This window comes from Streptomyces tanashiensis, from assembly GCF_014648895.1.
Classification (GTDB): domain Bacteria; phylum Actinomycetota; class Actinomycetes; order Streptomycetales; family Streptomycetaceae; genus Streptomyces; species Streptomyces tanashiensis.
In genome coordinates this window covers 551,396-570,332 of the sequence record NZ_BMRZ01000001.1, presented here as the reverse complement: position 1 = coordinate 570,332, position 18,937 = coordinate 551,396, and the positions used below count along the sequence as shown (strand labels likewise).

The following is an 18,937-nucleotide window of genomic DNA, read 5'->3' as shown; positions in this document are numbered from 1 at the left end:
CCTGACACCCCCCGGTGCCAGGAGCCGACGCCCCTCCCGTACATGCGAACGGCGGGTTACTCCGTCCGCAGGCCGTCCGCCCGCATCAGCCGCCACAGCACCGGCATGCTCAGCAGCGTCACGACCGCGATCAGCCCGAGGCCGATCCCGACCACCGGCAGGAAGCTCCACCAGTCCTGGACGGGCTGTCCGCCCATCTTCAGGAGGACCACCCCGAGGCCGAGACCACCCGCCACGGACAGCGCGAGTCCGAGGAGGATCGGCACCGCCGTCTGCCACAGCACCGACCAGCCGAGGGTCGAGCGCCGGGTGCCGAAGGCGACCAGCGAGGAGAGCAGCCGCTTGCGGTCCCTGAGCTGTTCGAGCGTCGCGACCAGGAGCGAGGCCGCCACCAGGAGCATGGTCAGGGTGGAGCCGACCAGGATGCCGGTGCGGACGCTGGAGAACGCCGCGTCGCGCTCGGTGTCCTTCAGGGTGCGCACCCAGGACGTCGGATCGATCGCGTCCGCCGTGTTCCGTACGTGGTCGGCGGCGTCCGGCACGGCCGGGTCGAGCCGGACCATGGCCTGCGCGTCGGGCTCGTCGAGCGGGAGCGTGCCGATCGCCGACGGGGTGGCCAGGACGCCGTACTCGTACATGCCCGTCGGGTCGGGGCGGGAGTCCACCACCTTGGCCGTGGCGGGGATGCGCCACTGCGGCAGCGGGGTGCCCTTCGGGGGCTTCGGCGCGCTCGGGTGCGGATGGGGGTCGCGCAGGGCGACCAGGGCGCCGGGCCGGGCGGCCCGGGTGACGTAGGAGTCGTCCGGGTTGCCCTGCGCGCCGTGCGCGAGGAAGACGAAGACGTCCCCGTCCGTGCAGGAGGGCAGCGTCGCGAACTCCCTCAGGGAGGGGCAGTCGCCGACCCGGAGCGAGACCGTCGGGGAGAACTCCTCGCCCCCCTTCAGCGGCCCGGGCCGCCAGACGTGCGACTCGACGATGCCGATCACCCCGGCGACGCCCTCGGTCCGCGCGATGCGGTCGATGACCCCGCGGGCCTCCTCGGCGTTCCTGGCGTCGGTGCCGATCGCGATCTGGGCGCGGGAGGTGTCCTCGCCGCTCACCTGCGTGAACTCGGTCTCCATCGCCTGGAAGAGCATCTGCAGCGCGATCGCCCCGGTCGCCGCGACGACGATGCCGCTGACCGCGCGGGCCGCCGTGCCGCTGCTCAGCTGGAGCCTGCGGACCGCGAGCTGCCAGGCCACCGGCCCGGCGTGCAGCCGCTTCACGCCGGCCTCGACGAGCCACGGCAGGAGCGTGGTGAGGCCGATCAGGGCGAGCGTGGTGCCGGCCACGACACCGACGGCGTCGATGCTGGTCTCCGCCATCTGGACGTCGCCGACGAGCGGGACGAGGAAGGCGCCCCCGGCCACGAGGAGCAGCAGCCGCCACCACAGCCGGCGGCGGCGCGGGGTGGAGGTCCGGACGACGCCGAGCGGTTCGATGGCCACCCCGCGCAGCGCGAAGAGGCTCACGACGACCGAGGCGACGGGGACGACGGCGAGGACGAGCACGGCGAGCGCCGTCATGGGCACGACGTCGCCGGGGTACGCGTTGACGTCCCAGATGGTGAAGGTCCCGGCGAACTGCCGGGCCACCGCGAAGAGCCCGAGACCCACGAGGAGTCCGAGCAGCGCGCTCGCGAGGGACTCGCCCGCCGCGATCCGCCGGGTCATGGCGGTGTCCGCGCCGATCAGCCGCAGCGCCGCGAGCCGCCGGTCGCGCTGCTCGCCGCCGAAGCGGACGGCGGTCGCGATGAAGACCAGCACGGGCAGGAGCAGGACGACGCAGGCGACGACGACGAGGAGGATCAGGAACGCGTTCATCGGTTCCTCGGGCACCGACCAGCCGTAGCGCGTGCCGCGTCCGTCGAGGTTCTCGGTGTCGAGGAAGTCGACGTGGGCGACGTACCGCAGTTCGGCCGGGCCGATGAGTCCGGCCTGTCCGATCGTCCCGACGGTCCTGTAGGGGAGCCGCTCCTTGAGCAGGGCGCCCTCGGGGGAGTCCAGCAGTTTCCCGAGCGCGGGGGAGACCAGCATCTCGCCGGTCCCGGGGAACACCGGGGCGCCCGGCGGGAGCGGGGGCGCGTCGCCCTCGGGGCGCAGCAGCAGTCCGCTGATGACGTCGTCCCGGTAGACGGTGTTCCGGCTGAGGTGGAGAAAGGAGTCGGGGCGCGGCGAGGTGACCTGCTCGCTGCCGTCGACGGCCCGGACCGACTCCCGTACCTCCCGCTGGAAGAGCATGTTCGGGAAGGAGGAGGCGAGCAGGAGCAGGGCCACGCCGAAGCCGACGCCGGTCGCGGTGAGCAGGGTGCGGAGCAGGCCGGAGCGGCCGCCGGTGACCGCGAACCGGGCGCCGAGCGACAGGTCGCGGGTCCAGGTGCCTAGGCTCATGCCGCCCACTCCGCGTCCCGTACCGAACCGTCCCGCACGACGACCTCGCGGTCGGAGTACGCGGCGACCCGGGCCTCGTGGGTGACGAGGACGACGGCGGCGCCCGTGTCCCGGGAGGCGTCGGTGAGGAGCCGCATGACCCGCTCGCCGTTGAGGGAGTCGAGCGCGCCGGTGGGCTCGTCGGCGAAGATCACGCGCGGGGCGGTGACGAGGGCCCGGGCGACGGCGACGCGCTGGCCCTGGCCGCCGGATATCTCGCCGGGGCGCTTGCCCGCGACGGTGTCGACCTCCAGGCGGGCGAGCCATTCGGCGGCCCTGGCCTCGGCGGCCTTCCGCTTCTCGCCGTTCAGACGGAGCGGGAGGGCGACGTTCTCGACGCAGGTCAGCTCGGGGACGAGCTGGCCGAACTGGAAGACGAAGCCGAAGTCGGTGCGGCGCAGGGAGCTGCGCGCGCCGTCGGAGAGCGCGGTGAGTTCGCGCCCGTCGTAGGTGATGGTCCCGGCGTCGGGGCGCACGATGCCGGCCAGGCAGTGGAGGAGCGTCGACTTGCCGGAGCCGGAGGGGCCCATGACGGCGACGACCTCGCCGGCCCGGAGGGCGAAGTCGGCGCCCGCGAGCGCCGGGGTCGGGCCGTAGGTCTTGTCCAGGCCGGTGGCGAGCAGCAGCGGGGTGGCGTTCATCGGCGGATCTCCTCGGCGAGCGCGTCGAGGCGGGCGGCGGTCAGTTCCAGCCAGCGCAGGTCCGCCTCCAGGTGGAAGAGGGCGTGGTCGCAGATGAGCTGGTCGGCGAGGTCGCCGTCGCGCTTGCGCCGGGTGAGCTCGCGCATCAGGCGCAGGTGCTCGGCGCGCTGGGTGTCGAGGATCTCGGAGGCGCCGCGGCCGGTGAGCAGGGCCAGGACGACCTTGGTGTAGAGCGTGGACTGGAGGTACGGCTCGGGCTTCTCGGGGGTGGCGAGCCACTGGGCGACATCGGTGATGCCGGCCTCGGTGATGGCGTACCGCTTCCGCTCCGGGCCGCCGCCGGCCTCGATGCCGTCGACGACGACGAGGCCGTTCTTCAGGAGCCGGGACATGGTCGAGTAGACCTGGCCGTAGTGGAGCGGCCGGTCCTGGCCGAACTTCTCGTCGAAGGCGCGCTTGAGGTCGTAGCCGTGGCGCGGTCCGGACTCCAGGAGTCCGAGCAGGGTGTGACCGATGGACATGGGAATCACTGTACACGGGGTGTATACGCACGATGTATAGCCCGGGGTTCCAGGGACGGTCACCAAGCGGAACCGATCCTTCACGCAACCATCCGGTCCGCCCGAGCGTCGGTTCCTCTGGGTGTGGGTGCTGATTCTCACGTCCGGAAAAGACGTGATCGGTTGTCCTTTGTCCGCCTCGCCGGTGTTAGCTTGCCAAGCTGATCCGGCGCGGACGGGCTCAGCACCGAGGGCGCCGGACACAAGACGAGCGGAGCGACTGGACACATGGGCCGACCGGACAAGGGCAAGGCGAAGAAGCGCGGCATACGCCGCCTCTTCACCTGGAAGAAGCTCCTGGGCACCTTCCTCGTGTTCTGCCTGCTCGGCATGGGGGCCCTGTACGTCGTCTACCTGCTGGTCCCGGTGCCGTCGGCGAACGCCGAGGCGACGATGCAGAGCAACATCTACAAGTACTCCAACGGCAAGATCCTCGCCCGCACGGGCAAGATCAACCGTGAGATCGTCGGCCTCGAGAAGATCCCCCTGCCGGTCCAGAAAGCGTTCGTCGCCGCCGAGAACAAGACCTTCTACAAGGACAACGGCGTCGACATCAAGGGCACCACCCGCGCCGCCTGGAACACCATCACCGGCAAGGGCAAGCAGGGTGGCTCGACCATCACCCAGCAGTACGTCAAGAACTTCTACCTGAGCCAGGACCAGACCGCGACGCGCAAGCTCAAGGAAATGGTCATCGCCATCAAGGTCGACCGGAAGTCGAGCAAGAGCGAGATCCTCGCCGGGTACATCAACACCAGCTACTACGGGCGCAGCGCCTACGGCATCCAGGCCGCCGCCCGCTCGTACTACGGCGTCGACGCCACCCAGCTCACCACCGCACAGGGCGCCTACCTCGCCTCGCTGCTCCAGGCGCCCAACCAGTACGACTGGACCTCCGCGAGCACCACCGGCCGCAAGCTCGTCGAGGATCGCTGGAACTACGTCCTCGACAACATGGTCGGCGAGGGCTGGCTCAGCGCGTCCGAGCGCGCCGGCATGAAGTTCCCCGTGCCGCAGAAGCCCAAGCCCGCCCCCGGCATGGAGGGCCAGACCGGCTACATCGTCGAGGCCGCCAACCAGGAGCTGATGCGCCAGGGCGTCAGCGAGGAGGACATCAAGGCCGGCGGCTGGACGATCACCCTCAACATCGACGAGAAGAAGCAGAAGGACCTCGTCAAGGCGGTCGACAAGCAGCTGGAGGCCAAGCTCGACCGCAAGGGCGACAAGAAGCAGGCCACCGTCCAGGCCGGCGCCACCTCCGTCGACCCGAAGACCGGAGCGGTCGTCGCGATGTACGGCGGCGTCGGCGCCACCGAGCACTGGATGTCCAACGCGACCCGCCGCGACTACCAGCCCGCCTCCACCTTCAAGCCGATCGTCCTCGCCTCCGCCGTCGACAACCGCGCGGTCACCCAGGACGGCCGCACGATCGGCCTCGGCACCATCTACGACGGCACCAGCAAGCGGCCGGTCGTCGGCAGCCCCATCGCCTTCGCGCCGGAGAACGAGGACGACGACAGCTACGGCCCCGTCACCGTGCAGAAGGCCACCAACAGCTCGATCAACTCGGTCTACGCCCAGATGATCGTCGACGTCACCCCGGCCAAGGCCAAGAAGACCGCCCTCGCCCTCGGCATGAAGGACGGCGCGGACTTCCCGGAGTCCCCGGCCATCTCCCTCGGCACCATGGGCGCCTCGACCCTGGACATGGCCGGCGCCTACGCCACGCTCGACAACCACGGCAAGAAGGTCACCCCGACCCTCGTGAAGACCGCCGCGCACAAGGACCGCACGGTCCAGGGCGCCAAGGCGATCGGCGACCAGGTCATCAGCCGCGAGGCCGCCGACACCGCCACCCGGGCCATGATGGGCGTCGTGCAGAGCGGCTCCGGCTTCCGGGCCGCCGGTGACTACGAGGCCGCCGGCAAGACCGGCACCTCCGAGAACAACCGTTCCGCCTGGTTCGTGGGCTACACCCCCGAACTCGTCACCGCCGTCGGCCTCTTCGGCGAGGACGCCAAGGGCAACCAGGTCACCCTCACCGACACCATCAACCCCGGCCGTGCCAACGGTGGCCGCACGCCCGCCCAGATCTGGGGCGACTACACCGAACGCGCCCTGAACGGCGGCTCGGACGCCGCCTTCGACCTGGAGACCGAGGGCGGCGCCCCGGACGGCACGCTCCCGGACCCCACCCCGACCACCGAGGCCCCGGAGACCGACGAGCCGACCGAGGAGCCGACCACGGCCTCCCCGGACCCGACGGCCCCGCCGACCTCGACGGCCACCACCCCGCCGCAGCCGACGACCGACCCGGTCACCACGCCGCCGGAGCCCACCCAGGAACCGACGGAGACCCAGGAGCCGACGTCCCCGCCGACGTCGATCCAGCCGCCGGACGCCGGCGGCGGGCCCGACGCGAACAGCACGGGACGCCCGCCCCGCTGACGACGGACCGAAGGCCGGACCCCCCGCACAGGGGTCCGGCCTTCGGTCGTACGGGAACGCTCCGGCGCCGGCTCAGGTACGGGTCGCCAGCTCGAACCACACCACCTTGCCGCCCGAGAGCCTGGTCGCCCCCCAGCGCCGGGCCAGCCGGTTCACCAGGAAGAGCCCGCGCCCGCCCTCGTCCGTGTCGCGCGCCCGCCGCTGACGGGGCAGCTGCGGGGAGTCGTCGCCGACCTCGCAGCGCAGCACGTCCGTCCGGAGCAGCCGCAGGGTCACCGGCCGCTCCGCGTACCGCACGGCGTTCGTCACGACCTCGCTGATCAGCAGCTCGACCGAGTCCGTCAGCTCCTCCAGGTCCCAGCGGGCCAGGGCCCGCCGGGCGAGCCGCCGGGCCCGCCCCGGGGCCGCGTCCTCCGGTTCCAGGAACCAGTACGCGACGTCGCTCGGCGCGATCCCGTCGAACCGGGCCGCGAGCAGCGCGATGTCGTCGTCCCGGTCGCCGGGGCCCAGCATGTCGAGGACGTCGTCGCAGAGCGCCTCCAGGGGCGGCGAGTGGTCCGGGCCCGTGAGCTGCGCGGTCGCCGCCAGGCGCTCCCGCAGCTGCTCGATCCCGGTCCACACGTCCCGCAGCCGGGACTCGACGAGACCGTCCGTGTAGAGCAGGAGCGTGGCCCCGGCCGGGGCGTCCAGCTCGACGGCCTCGAAGTCCACCCCGCCGACCCCGATCGGGGCGCCGGGCGGCACCCGCAGCACCTCGGCGCGGCCGCCCAGGTGCAGCAGTATCGGCGGCGGATGGCCCGCGTTGGCGACGGTGATCCGGTGCGAGACCGGGTCGTACACCGCGTACATGCAGGTCGCCATGCGGTTCTCGCCGAGCCGCTGCGCCTGCTCGTCCAGGTGGTGCAGGACCTCCTGCGGCGGCAGGTCGAGACCGGCCAGGGTCTGCGCCGTCGTGCGCAGCTGGCCCATGATCGCCGCCGAGGTCATGGAGTGGCCCATGACGTCGCCGACCACGAGGGCGACGCGGCTGCCGGGCAGCGGGATCGCGTCGTACCAGTCGCCGCCGACCCGGGCCGTCTCCGCCGCCGGAAGGTAGCGCGAGGCCAGCTTGACGCCGGTCGGCTGCGGCAGCGAGTCCGGCAGCATCGTCCGCTGGAGCTCGTCCGCGATGTACGCCTCGCGGCCGTACAGCACGGCCTTGTCGATGCCGAGCGCGGTGTGCGTCGCCAACTGCGCCGCGACGAGCAGGTCGTTCGGCTCGAAGCCGGCCCGCTCGGGGCGGCGCAGGAACACGGCGGCGCCGATCACCCGGCGCCGGCCGCGCAGCGGCGCGAGGACCGCGCGCAGCCCACCGGGCAGCGGGTGCTCGGGTCCGAGCAGTTCGGCCAGCGCCGCCTTGGCGGCAGCGGAGTCGCCGAACACCGGCCGCACCCCGCGCAGCACCTCGGCCAGCGCCCCGCCGTTCCGTACCTCGCAGAGTTCGGCCGCGGGGGTCGGATCCGGATCGGGTACGAGGACGAGCTCCTCGCCCTCCAGATCGCTTAACCGGAGCCGGTCGGTACGGCGCAGCCGCAGCACGAACGGCGCCACCGGCCGCTCGTCGCCCACCGGGAGCGGGTCGCGGAGGTAGACCAGGATCTCGTCGGAGAAGGTCGGCACGGTGGCCCGGCACAGGCCCAGGACGATCTCGTCCAGGTCGATGCCGCGCGCGATGCGCCGGGTCGCGGCGCCGACGAACCGCAGCCGGTCGCCCTCGCGCCGCGCGCTGCCGTCCCCGCCGCGGGACCCGCCGCCGGGCGGCTGCGGGGAGACGGCGACGGCCACCGCACCGGGGGAGCCGGGATGGCCCGAACCGCCGGGGCCGGCCGGACGGTTCGTACCGCCGGAGTCGGCGGGCCGGCCCGTGCCGCCGGCCGCGGAGCCGGGGTGGTTCGCGCCGGCGGGGGTGCCCGGCCGGCCCGTGCCGCCGGGGGAGTCCGGTCCGGTGGGCTGCGCGGACGCGTCCGGGGCCGCCGGGCCGCCCGGCTGGGCGGGCACGTCGGAGGGCAGGCCGGCCGCCGCCTCCTGGCGAGGGCGCGCGCGTTCCTGCGACCGGGCAGCCAGGGGCTGCCGGCCTTCGTGGGAGGTGGGATGCTCCGTCACGCGTGGGATTCCGTCCGTCCGGGCCGGTGGTGCGATGCACTCGCTCTTCTCGCCGATGCCGCGCCTTCGGCGGGGGTAAACCCCTCGTATGCAGCGGATCTGGACGTTCCGCGAGCTGCGGCAACGGCTGGGGTCGGAACACCCGGGCGCACGTCCGGCACTGCTCTCCCCCTCGTGGATGACTTCTGGTCAGGTCCTGTGCTGTGCTGCGTCTTTGACGTGCTGTTCGGTCGGTCTGACGTGGTGTTCGGTCCGTCTCTGCCGTGCGGAGGACGATCCTACGTTTGAACCCCGGGGGCGCATCAAGGGTCTCACGGCGCCGTGTGCGCCGGGGTGCGATCCCAGTCCGCCGGCAGCTCGGGAACCCGCCATCCCGGATCGGGCCGCCAGTCCTCCCAGCCGTCCGCGAACGGCGCCCCCCACGCCTTGATCCGCTCCACCGCGCGCTCCCCGGCGGCCCGCACCCGGGCGGCCTGCGCCGGGCTCATGAGCCCGGACCGCTGGGCCTGCGCGAACTCGTCCTCGTCCCGCCACAGCCAGCTGTGGTCGGGGTAGACGGAGATGTCGAGGAAGTGGTCCTCGGAGTCGAGGCCGCCGGACCAGCGGACCCGCGGCTCCTCCAGGTTCACGTACCAGCTGCGGAAGCGCCAGCCGCGCTCCCAGAACAGCCACACCGACCACGGCTCGCCGGGCCGTGCCAGCTTCAGCACCCCGCTGCCGGACCAGCGCGTCCGCTCGGTGGTGCGCGGTGCGGTGTAGCGGGTGGCGAGCGGCTCCTCGTGGACGGGCGTGCCGTCGGCGAGGACGGGCCGGACGCACTCGGTGCCGGGCGCCATCCAGACCGCGAGCAGGTCGGGCGTGTCCTGGACGACCGTCACCGGCCGGCAGATGTGCACCGCTCCGGTGCCGTTGCCGCGGTACCGCCAGAGGATGTGCTCCCCCGGCGCCCAGTGCTGAGAGCCGTCCGATCCTGTCATGCGCAGATCTTAGGGGCGCGCTCCCACGACCGCTGCGGCACAGATCACGGAGGAGTCGGCTACCGGCCGGTCGCTACCGGCCGGTCACTTGCCGGTGCGTCCCCGGTGCGTCCCCGGGGGCGCACCCCGGGGACGCGCCCCGGGGCCCGCGGCCCGGCCCGCTACGGGTGGGTCATGCGCAGCACGTCCAGCGCCTCGTCCAGCTGCTCGACGGTGAGGTCGCCCCGCTCGACGTAGCCGGACTCCAGCACCACCTCGCGGATGGTCTTCCGCTCGGCGAGGGACTTCTTCGCGACCTTGGCGGCCTCCTCGTAGCCGATGTACTTGTTCAGCGGGGTGACGACGGACGGCGAGGACTCGGCGTACTCGCGGGCGCGCTCCACGTTCGCGGTGATCCCGTCGACCGTGCGGTCGGCGAGCAGCCGGGAGGCGTTGGCGAGCAGCCGTACGGACTCCAGCAGGTTCTTGGCCATCACCGGCAGCATCACGTTGAGCTCGAAGTTCCCGGCCGCGCCCGCCACCGCCACCGTGGTGTCGTTTCCGGTCACCTGCGCGGCGACCATCAGGACCGCCTCGGGGATCACCGGGTTGACCTTGCCCGGCATGATCGAGGAGCCGGGCTGGAGGTCGGGGAGGTTGATCTCGGCGAGGCCGGTGCGCGGGCCGCTGGCCATCCAGCGCAGGTCGTTGGCGATCTTGGTGAGGGAGACGGCGATGGTCCGGAGCTGCCCGGACGTCTCCACCAGGGCGTCGCGGGCCCCCTGGGCCTCGAAGTGGTCGCGGGCCTCCGTCAGCGGCAGCCCGGTGGCGCGGGCGACCTCGTCGATGACGGCCGCGGAGAAGCCGGCCGGGGTGTTGATGCCCGTGCCCACCGCCGTGCCGCCGAGGGGGAGTTCGGCGAGGCGGGGGAGTGCGGCGCGCAGCCGCTCGACGCCGTACCGGACCTGGGCCGCGTAGCCGCCGAACTCCTGGCCCAGGGTGACCGGGGTGGCGTCCATCAGATGCGTACGGCCGGACTTCACCACCGACGCGAATTCGGCCGATTTTCGCTCCAGGGAGGCGGCCAGGTGGTCGAGGGCGGGGATCAGGTCGCGGGTGACCGCGCCGGTGGCCGCGATGTGGATCGAGGAGGGGAAGACGTCGTTCGAGGACTGCGAGGCGTTGACGTGGTCGTTGGGGTGGACCTCGCGGCCCTCGGGGAGCCGCTCGGTGGCGAGGGTGGCGATCACCTCGTTGGTGTTCATGTTGGACGAGGTGCCCGAACCGGTCTGGAAGACGTCCACGGGGAAGTGCTCGTCCCAGCGCCCCTCGGCAACCTCCCCCGCGGCCGAGACGATCGCCTCCGCGCGGTCCTTCTCGATCACCCCGAGCTCGGCGTTGACCTTGGCCGCGGCGGCCTTGATCCGGGCCAGGGCCTCGATGTGGGCGCGCTCCAGGCGCTGCCCGGAGACCGGGAAGTTCTCCACGGCCCGCTGGGTCTGGGCCCGCCACTTGGCGTGCGCGGGGACCCGCACCTCTCCCATGGAGTCGTGCTCGATCCGGTATCCATCGTCCTGGTTCATGTATCCAACCTCCAATAAAAGATGAGCACTTGTCTTGTTCGATGTATTCCCATGGCGCGTACCGGCCAGTAAAAACCGTGGGTAACCCCACTTCCAGGAGGCGCAGTGAAGCGCACCAGGTACAGATTCCGCTGGTCCGTCGCGGCCGTCGCCGCGGCCGCGGCGGCCCTCGGCAGCATGACCGCCGCCGCCCCCGCCGGCGCGGCCGACACGAGCACCACGGCCGGAATCACCTCCGTACCGCTCTCCCCCGAGCTGGAGGCGATCCGGGCCGCCGAGGCGACCAAGCTCTACGGCAGCCCCGAGGAGCGCCCGCTCGCCCAGCGCAGGACCGGCCTGATCTCGCTCGGCGACAGCGAGATCTCCGGCGAGGGCGTCGGCACGTACGAGTCGCCCACCAACGGGCCCACCAACTGGTGCCACCGCTCCCCGGACGCCGCCATCCACCGCACCGGGATCCCCGCGGACCTCACCTTCAACGTGGCCTGTTCCGGCGCCTACACCGGCAACATCCGGATCGGCGGCTCCAAGCAGTACGCCGACGAGCTCGTCCAGAGCGACAACCTCGCGGTGAAGGCCCGCAACACCCGCATCAAGATGGTCCTGCTCGTCGCCGGCGCCAACGACGACCTGCAGTTCGGGCCCGTCATGACCGACTGCGTCCAGCGGTACGTGCTCAGCCAGGGCACCTGCGAGCCCAAGTACGCGCCCGGCTGGCAGGCCCGCGTCGACGGACTCGTGCCCAAGGTCGAGCAGACCGTCCGCGACCTGAAGACCGTCATGCGCGACGCCGGATACGCCGACGGCGACTACAAGCTCGTCGTCATGGGCTACCCCAGCCCGATCGGCCCCGACTTCCACGACAACCCGAACTTCCCCGGCAAGCTCGCCTGCGGCGGCATGGGGTACGACTCCGACACCAAGTGGGGCCGCAACACCGCCGTCCCCGCGTTCGAGCGCGGCATGCGGAGGATCGCGGCCGACACCGGGGCCACCTACCTCGACAACTCGCGCCTCTTCCACGGCCACGAGGTCTGCATGGAGGACACCTGGGCCCGGGGCCTCTACATCGACCTCTCCAAGCCCGGCGGCATCGACGAGAACTCCGTCCGCCAGTCCTTCCACCCCAACAGGAGCGGCCACGGCGCCTTCGCGTCCTGCCTGACCCAGATCTACAACTCGGGTCTGCGCGAGGCGAGCTGCGCCGACGTCAACTCCTCCGGCACCCCGTCGCTCTTCCCGCTCGCCTGGGACGACGCGTACGCGCCGCTGAGGAACCAGGCGACCGGCAACTGTCTCGACGTGAACGCCGGCGAGTCGGCCAACGGGACCGCCGTCCTCGGCTGGGACTGCCACGGCGGCCGCAACCAGGGCTGGTGGTACGACTCCGCCCGGCAGACCGTCCACACCCAGCTCACCCAGGACCGCTGCCTCGACGTGCCGGGAGCCGCCTACCAGGCCGGCAAGGCCGTCATCGTCTGGAACTGCAGCGGCGCCGCCAACCAGAAGTTCGTCCGTGACGGCGCCACCGTCCGCCCCGCCGCCGCGACGGGGCTCTGCCTCACCCAGGGCGCGGCGAAGGAGCCGGTCCGGCTCCAGAACTGCGACGGATCCGCGAACCAGAAGTTCGCCTAGGGGTCCGCCCGGGAACGCCGTGGCCCTCGTCCGGTGCGGGACGGGGGCCACGGTCCTGCTCACAGCGCCTTCGTCGTGCTCTTCGCCAGCTCGTAGGCGGGGAGCATCGCCCGGTGCTCGCCCGTGTCGAGCCCGCCGAGATGGACGATGACCGTCCCCTTCGGGGTGGAGACCGCGAAGGCCCGCTCCTCCTTGGACTCCTCCATCAGCTCGTTGTAGACGGTGTAGGTCACCTCGGTCGCGGGCAGCGTGCCCGCCTCCGTCTCCCGGTAGGACGCCTTCGAACTGCCCTTCTCCGCCTTCACGAAGGCCTCGAGAGCCGTCCGGGCCGGGCCCTTCCCGGCCGTCCACACCCGCAGATAGCCGATGTTCCCCGAGGGCTTGGCGTCGACCTCGCAGCGGACGACGGCGGGGCCCTGGCGGGTGAGCGCCGCGAACTCCGGGTCCTCGGGGTCCTTGATCGCCTCGGGTTTCCAGTCCTCGGCGAGCGCGAAGGAGACGGGGAGCGCGCAGGCCGAACCCGGACCGCCGAGGGTCGCGGCCGCCTCCGCCTTCTCCGGAGTCTGCGCCGTCGCGGTGGCCCGCGGTGCGCGGGCCCCCGCCGGGCGGTCGGGCGCCGGGGTCGTCCCGCAGGCGGTCAGCAGCAGCCCGGCCGCCACCAGGGCGGCGGGGAGGGCGGACGTACGTATCGGACGTGCTCTGTCTGGCATGGCGCCATGATCCCCGACCCGGGGGCCGGGGATTGCGCCGGACGGGCGAATCCGCGGTGATCGCCGGACAATGTGAAGCATGCCGAGGGGGAACCCCAGCCCACGGGAGGCAGGACATGACCCGCAGCTTCAGGAGGACCGGCCTCAGGAGGATCGGCGTGCTCGGCGCGTGTACAGTCGCGGCCGCCGCCTTCGCCGCCGCAGCCCCGGCCCAGGCCGTCGACGGGTTCGAGTTCACGCTCTACGCCAAGGAGGTCCCCGGCGAGGGGGCCACCGAGACCGGGCAGACGCCCAAGGTCGGGGACGTCTTCACGGTCGCCGACGACCTGTACAAGACCAAGGGCGGCGACACGGTCGGCCGCGACGGGGTCACCTGCGCCGTGGTGCGCGTCTCCGGGGACCAGGCCGACGCGAACTGCGTCGGCACCTTCGTCCTGAACGGCGGGCCGGGCGGACAGATCACCGCCCAGGCCCTCGTCACCTTCGACATCTCGAACGAGACGCCCGCGGCCTACGACATCGCCGTCACCGGCGGCACCGGGGACTTCAAGGAGGCGCGCGGTTACGTCCGTACGACCCCCGACGGGGACTACGAGCAGTTGGAGTTCCACATCACCACGCGCTGATCCCCGGGACCGCTACGACAGCTTGCCGCCGTAGTCCGGGAGCTTGAAGGCGCGCTCGGCGTGGCCGCCGACGAGATCGGTCGTGTTGTTGCCGATGTTCGCGATGATCGTGTAGCCCTTGGCCTCGATCTCGGCACGCTTCTCGGTCTTGTACGCGCTGACCTCGGCGAACAGGTCGGGCAGCGAGCGCACGTACAGCCCGTCGACCGGGTAGCCGGCCTTCTTCAGGTTCCAGTCCGTCAGGGAGTGGATGATCCCGGGCCGGGCCGTGACGAAGAAGACGGCCACCCCGCGCGCGTGGGCGTCGCGGACCAGGGCGCGCACGTCCGCGATGGCCGGGGTGGGAAGCTCCCAGAAGGGGTGGAAGTCCGTCTCCAGGGAGCTGTTGTCGATGTCGAGGACGATGGCCTGCTTCTCGCGGCCCGCGTCCTCGGAGCGCGCCTCGATGTAGGGGCGGGCCTCGGCGACCACGGCCGCCACGTCGCGGCGCCAGGTCGCGTAGTCGATGTCGGCGAGGGCCGCGGCCGACGTGACGTGGGTGTCCGGGTCGGCCGCGGAGGCGGCGGGCGCGGGGCCGACGACGAGGAGGGCCGTCAGGCCGAGGGCGGTGGTGGCCATGGTGGTGGCCTTGGCGGAGGGCATGGGGGGCTCCCGAGTGGTCGACCGGCTCAGTGGTTGACATGCTCGCGCCCCATACTGACCAGTAGGCGACGAGAAGGCTACCGGTCGGTAGCGACTTTCTGAGCGGAGATCGACGAAGCCCCCGGCCCGACGGACGGACCAGGGGCTTCGCGGGAGCCTGGGGGATCAGCCGAGACCGGGGCCGCGCACGGGGATGTGCGTGAAGGTCGGCTCGGGCGCCGGGTTCTGGAAGAAGTCGTTGCCCTTGTCGTCCACCACGATGAACGCCGGGAAGTCCTCGACCTCGATCTTCCAGACCGCCTCCATGCCGAGCTCCTCGTACTCGACGACCTCGACCTTCTTGATGCAGTCCTGCGCGAGACGGGCCGCCGGGCCGCCGATCGAGCCCAGGTAGAAGCCGCCGTGCGCGCCGCACGCGTTCGTGACCTGCTGCGAGCGGTTGCCCTTGGCCAGCATGACCTTCGAGCCGCCCGCCGCCTGGAACTGCTCCACGTACGAGTCCATGCGGCCGGCCGTCGTCGGACCGAAGGAGCCGGAGGCGTAACCCTCGGGGGTCTTCGCCGGACCCGCGTAGTAGACCGGGTGGTCCTTCAGGTACTGCGGCATCTCCTCGCCCGCGTCAAGACGCTCCTTGATCTTGGCGTGCGCGATGTCGCGCGCCACGACCAGCGGGCCGCTGAGCGAGAGACGGGTCTTGACCGGGTACTTGGTCAGCTCGGCGAGGATCTCGTCCATCGGCTGGTTGAGGTCGATCCTGACGACGTCCTCGTCGCCGGCGAGGTGCTCCTCGGTCGTCTCCGGCAGGAAGCGTGCCGGGTCGGTCTCCAGCTGCTCCAGGAAGACGCCCTCGGCGGTGATCTTCGCGACGGCCTGGCGGTCGGCCGAGCAGGAGACGGCGATCGCGACGGGCAGCGAGGCGCCGTGGCGGGGGAGGCGGACGACGCGGACGTCGTGGCAGAAGTACTTGCCGCCGAACTGCGCGCCGATGCCGATCTTCTGCGTCAGCTCGAAGACCTTCTCCTCCAGCTCCTTGTCGCGGAAGCCGTGGCCCGTCTCGGCCGAGCCCTCGGTGGGCAGCTCGTCCAGGTAGTGCGCGGAGGCGTACTTCGCGGTCTTCAGCGCGAACTCGGCGCTCGTGCCGCCGACGACGATCGCCAGGTGGTACGGCGGGCAGGCGGCCGTGCCGAGCGAACGGATCTTCTCCTCCAGGAACTTCATCATGGAGGCCTCGTTCAGGACCGCCTTGGTCTCCTGGTAGAGGAAGGACTTGTTGGCCGAGCCGCCGCCCTTGGCCATGAAGAGGAACTTGTACGCGCCGCCGTCCGTCGCGTACAGCTCGATCTGCGCGGGCAGGTTCGAGCCGGTGTTCTTCTCCTCCCACATGGTGACCGGGGCCATCTGCGAGTAGCGCAGGTTCAGCTTGGTGTACGCGTCGTAGATGCCCTTGGACAGGGCCTCCTCGTCGCGGCCGGAGGTCAGCACGTTCTGGCCGCGCTTGCCCATGACGATGGCGGTGCCGGTGTCCTGGCACATGGGCAGCACGCCGGCGGCGGCGATGTTCGCGTTCTTCAGGAGGTCGAGCGCGACGAACTTGTCGTTGCCCGACGCCTCCGGGTCGTCGATGATCCGGCGCAGCTGGGCCAGGTGGGCCGGGCGCAGGAAGTGCTGGATGTCGTGGATGGCCTCGGCGGCCAGCGTGCGCAGCGCCTCCGGCTCGACCTTGAGGAACGTACGCCCGTCGGCCTCGAAGGTGGAGACACCTTCGGAGGTCACCAGGCGGTACGGCGTGGTGTCCTCTCCCAGGGGGAGCAGATCGGAGTACGCAAACTCAGGCATGACGGCGGCCATTCCTCACTCGGCAGACAGCTGCGCCGCCTCCATTGGCGCGCGCGCCCTCCAGCGTAAGACGCGGGGGCGGCCCGGATCCTGTGAGGTAAGGCTCACTAGCGCCCGGGACCGCACCGGAATGGCGTGTTTCCGCGCGGCCGGGGTCCGGAGTTCGGGTGCGGAGGCCGGGGCATCCCCTAGGGGACGGGACCAGGGTGTTCCCTCTGGTTGCGATCTATCGCGTTTCGCTAGGCTGGCTCCGTGGACCTCGAAAAGCAGCCCGAACCCGAGAAGCAGCCGCAGCCGCAGCCGCAGCCGCAGCGGCCGGTCGCCCCCGCCGAGCCCGCTCTCGCGGAGCCCGCCTTCGCCGATCCGCAGGGTTCGCTGCGGGCCTCGGACGCGGACCGGGACCGCATCGCGGACATCCTCAGGGACGCCCTGGCCGAGGGGCGGCTCGACGCCGAGGAGCACTCGGACCGGATCGACGCGGTCTACCGGGCCAAGACCGTCGGGGAGCTGGAGCCGATCGTCCGCGACCTGCCGGGCGCCCGGACCGCCCCCGAGCCCGAACCGGCCTTCGCCTGGGGCTCCGACGACGCCGGTGGCCCCGCCGACAACCTCGTCGCGATCTTCTCCAGCACGACCCGCAAGGGCCGCTGGCGGGTGAGCCGCCGGACCAACGCCTTCGCGCTCTTCGGGAACATCGAGGTCGACCTGACCGAGGCGATCTTCGCCCAGCGCCTGACCACCATCAACGCCACCTCCATCTTCGGCAACGTCGAGGTGCGCGTCCCGGAGAACATCAGCCTGCGCGGCAGCGGCAGCGGGATCTTCGGGAACTTCGAGGTCGTGACCCTGGAAGGGGTCGACCCGCAGGCCCCGGTCGTCGTCATCAACGGCTACTCGGTCTTCGGGAACGTCGAGGCCAGGCCCAAGCGCGGCAAGTGGATCACCGACCTCCAGGACAAGCTCCGCAAGCACCTCGGACACTGACGCCCGGGGGCCCGCCGAGGTGACCGGAATTCGTCCTCGGGTATCCGCAGTGCGGAACGACGGGGCACGCAGTGCATAGGCGCGCGCACAGCGGGTAGGGCTGGTGCATCGCCGCTCGCTCGCGAAGCCGTCGTCAGGAGTAGACCGTGCTGCAACTGCCGCATCAGCCCCTCCAGGTCGCCGCCGTACCCCCTCAGCGCGCCCCTGCCCGGGAGGACGAGGCCGGTCCATGGCACGCGGAGGCGGTGTGCCGCCGGGACGAAGCCGGACTCTTCTTCGCCCCCTCCAAGGAGCCGACCGCCGCGCGACTCGCCCGCGAGGAGGCGGCGAAGCGGGTCTGCGCGCGCTGTCCGGTGATGGTCGAGTGCCGGGAGCACGCACTGCTCCAGCCCGAGCCGTACGGGGTGTGGGGCGGGCTCACGGCGGCGGAGCGCCGCGTCGTCCTCGCCCGGCGTCGGCGGCGTGAGGTGGAGCTGCGGAAGGCGGCCGCGACCGAGCGGATCGCCCAGGCGGGCTGACGGCATCGAGGAAGCTTTCCCCGGTCCGTACGGGAAGGGGCGCCCCCACCGCACATGGGGGCGCCCCTCTTCGTGTCGTCGTGCCTGATCGTTACTTCGCGCGGTCGAAGTCGATCTTGCTGTACGCGCGCAGCTTCGAGAGCCGGTGCGTCGAGTCGATCTGGCGGATCGTGCCGGACTTCGAGCGCATGACGAGCGACTGCGTCGTCGCCGTCTCGGCGCGGTAGCGCACCCCGCGCAGGATCTCGCCGTCGGTGATGCCGGTGGCGACGAAGAAGACGTTGTCGCCGGAGACCAGGTCGTTCGTGGAGAGCACGCGGTCCAGGTCGTGGCCGGCGTCCAGCGCCTTCTGGCGCTCGGCGTCGTCCTTCGGCCACAGCTTGCCCTGGATCACGCCGCCGAGGCACTTGATGGCGCAGGCGGAGATGATGCCCTCGGGCGTGCCGCCGATGCCCATGAGCATGTCGACGCCGGTGCCCTCGCGGACGGCCATGATCGAACCGGCGACGTCGCCGTCCGAGATGAACTTGATCCGGGCGCCGGTCTCGCGGATCTCCTTGACGATGCCCTCGTGGCGGGGGCGGTCCAGGATGACGACCGTGATGTCCTCGGGCGCGGAGTTCTTCGCCTTGGCGACCCGGCGGATGTTGACCGAGACGGGGGCGTTGATGTCGACGAAGTCGGCGGCCTCGGGGCCGGTGACCAGCTTGTCCATGTAGAAGACCGCGGACGGGTCGAACATGGTGCCGCGGTCCGCGGCGGCCAGGACGGCGATCGCGTTCGGCATGCCCTTGGCGTTGAGCGTGGTGCCGTCGATCGGGTCCACGGCGATGTCGACCTCGGCGCCGGTGCCGTCGCCGACCCGCTCGCCGTTGAACAGCATCGGGGCTTCGTCCTTCTCGCCCTCGCCGATGACGACGACGCCGTTCATCGAGACGGTGGAGATCAGGGTCCGCATGGCGTTGACCGCCGCCCCGTCCGCGCCGATCTTGTCGCCGCGACCGACCCAGCGGCCGGCGGCCATGGCGGCGGCCTCGGTGACGCGGACCAGCTCCAGGGCGAGGTTGCGGTCGGGCGCCTCGGGGGAAACGACAAGCTCGGGCGGAAGGTGGTGGTGCTCGGTCATCGGAACGCACCTTTCTGTACGGCGACGGCCGGAAAAAAGAGGGTGCTGCGACTCTATCGGTA

General features: G+C 71.7%; 15 protein-coding genes. 5 read left to right on the top strand and 10 right to left on the bottom strand.

Annotation, left to right across the window (positions count from 1 at the left end; translation table 11 throughout):
• Window positions 1-56: 56 nt before the first annotated feature.
• From IE237_RS02505 to IE237_RS02495, 3 genes are read right to left on the bottom strand one after another with little or no spacing between them, the layout of a single operon-like run.
• Window positions 57-2,429, bottom strand: a complete 2,373-nt coding sequence (locus tag IE237_RS02505; RefSeq protein WP_189800114.1) for an FtsX-like permease family protein — start codon at window positions 2,427-2,429, stop codon at window positions 57-59.
• Entirely contained in the window at window positions 2,426-3,109 is a 684-nt protein-coding gene (locus IE237_RS02500) for an ABC transporter ATP-binding protein (RefSeq protein WP_189800113.1), read from the bottom strand. Before IE237_RS02500 ends, IE237_RS02505 begins: the two co-directional genes overlap by 4 nt.
• A complete protein-coding gene (locus tag IE237_RS02495) occupies window positions 3,106-3,630 on the bottom strand; it encodes a PadR family transcriptional regulator (protein WP_189800112.1) in 525 nt (174 codons plus the stop codon). The genes IE237_RS02500 and IE237_RS02495 overlap by 4 nt, the downstream gene beginning before the upstream one ends.
• Before the next feature lie 267 nt (window positions 3,631-3,897).
• Here IE237_RS02495 and IE237_RS02490 point away from each other — a divergent pair, with 267 nt between their 5' ends.
• Window positions 3,898-6,117 (top strand): transglycosylase domain-containing protein, encoded by a 2,220-nt coding sequence (locus IE237_RS02490; RefSeq protein ID WP_189800111.1) that lies wholly within the window; start codon window positions 3,898-3,900, stop codon window positions 6,115-6,117.
• Window positions 6,118-6,189: 72 nt separating this feature from the next.
• Here the strand turns inward: IE237_RS02490 and IE237_RS02485 are convergent, their stop codons facing one another.
• The 3 genes from IE237_RS02485 to IE237_RS02475 all read right to left on the bottom strand — a co-directional run bounded on the left by IE237_RS02485 (window position 6,190) and on the right by IE237_RS02475 (window position 10,798).
• A complete protein-coding gene (locus IE237_RS02485) occupies window positions 6,190-8,259 on the bottom strand; it encodes an ATP-binding SpoIIE family protein phosphatase (RefSeq protein WP_189800110.1) in 2,070 nt (689 codons plus the stop codon).
• A 311-nt stretch (window positions 8,260-8,570) separates the two neighbouring features.
• A complete protein-coding gene (fomD, locus tag IE237_RS02480) occupies window positions 8,571-9,236 on the bottom strand; it encodes a cytidylyl-2-hydroxypropylphosphonate hydrolase (RefSeq protein WP_189800109.1) in 666 nt (221 codons plus the stop codon).
• 161 nt (window positions 9,237-9,397) lie between these two features.
• Entirely contained in the window at window positions 9,398-10,798 is a 1,401-nt protein-coding gene (locus tag IE237_RS02475) for a class II fumarate hydratase (RefSeq protein ID WP_189800108.1), read from the bottom strand.
• 105 nt (window positions 10,799-10,903) lie between these two features.
• Here IE237_RS02475 and IE237_RS02470 point away from each other — a divergent pair, with 105 nt between their 5' ends.
• Window positions 10,904-12,433, top strand: coding sequence for a ricin-type beta-trefoil lectin domain protein (locus IE237_RS02470; protein WP_189800107.1), 1,530 nt, complete (start codon window positions 10,904-10,906; stop codon window positions 12,431-12,433).
• A 59-nt stretch (window positions 12,434-12,492) separates the two neighbouring features.
• Here IE237_RS02470 and IE237_RS02465 read toward each other — a convergent pair whose 3' ends face one another.
• The gene (locus IE237_RS02465) at window positions 12,493-13,143 is read right to left on the bottom strand and encodes a lipoprotein (protein WP_189800106.1); all 651 of its coding nucleotides are present in this window, start codon (window positions 13,141-13,143) and stop codon (window positions 12,493-12,495) included.
• Between the two features lie 116 nt (window positions 13,144-13,259).
• Here IE237_RS02465 and IE237_RS02460 point away from each other — a divergent pair, with 116 nt between their 5' ends.
• A complete protein-coding gene (locus tag IE237_RS02460; RefSeq protein ID WP_189800105.1) occupies window positions 13,260-13,769 on the top strand; it encodes a dirigent protein in 510 nt (169 codons plus the stop codon).
• A 12-nt stretch (window positions 13,770-13,781) separates the two neighbouring features.
• Here the strand turns inward: IE237_RS02460 and IE237_RS02455 are convergent, their stop codons facing one another.
• Together IE237_RS02455 and IE237_RS02450 are read right to left on the bottom strand one after the other, a co-directional pair.
• The gene (locus tag IE237_RS02455; RefSeq protein ID WP_189800104.1) at window positions 13,782-14,411 is read right to left on the bottom strand and encodes an HAD family acid phosphatase; all 630 of its coding nucleotides are present in this window, start codon (window positions 14,409-14,411) and stop codon (window positions 13,782-13,784) included.
• A gap of 165 nt (window positions 14,412-14,576) precedes the next feature.
• Window positions 14,577-16,247 (bottom strand): fumarate hydratase, encoded by a 1,671-nt coding sequence (locus IE237_RS02450; RefSeq protein ID WP_189800103.1) that lies wholly within the window; start codon window positions 16,245-16,247, stop codon window positions 14,577-14,579.
• 252 nt (window positions 16,248-16,499) lie between these two features.
• Between IE237_RS02450 and IE237_RS02445 the strand changes: the two genes are divergently transcribed.
• Both IE237_RS02445 and IE237_RS02440 read left to right on the top strand, forming a co-directional pair.
• Window positions 16,500-17,231: a DUF1707 SHOCT-like domain-containing protein gene (locus IE237_RS02445; RefSeq protein WP_189800102.1), complete on the top strand. Its 732-nt coding sequence runs from the start codon at window positions 16,500-16,502 to the stop codon at window positions 17,229-17,231.
• 146 nt (window positions 17,232-17,377) lie between these two features.
• Window positions 17,378-17,749 (top strand): WhiB family transcriptional regulator, encoded by a 372-nt coding sequence (locus tag IE237_RS02440; protein ID WP_030692804.1) that lies wholly within the window; start codon window positions 17,378-17,380, stop codon window positions 17,747-17,749.
• A gap of 91 nt (window positions 17,750-17,840) precedes the next feature.
• Here the strand turns inward: IE237_RS02440 and glpX are convergent, their stop codons facing one another.
• A complete protein-coding gene (glpX, locus tag IE237_RS02435) occupies window positions 17,841-18,875 on the bottom strand; it encodes a class II fructose-bisphosphatase (protein WP_189800101.1) in 1,035 nt (344 codons plus the stop codon).
• Window positions 18,876-18,937 lie beyond the last annotated feature (62 nt).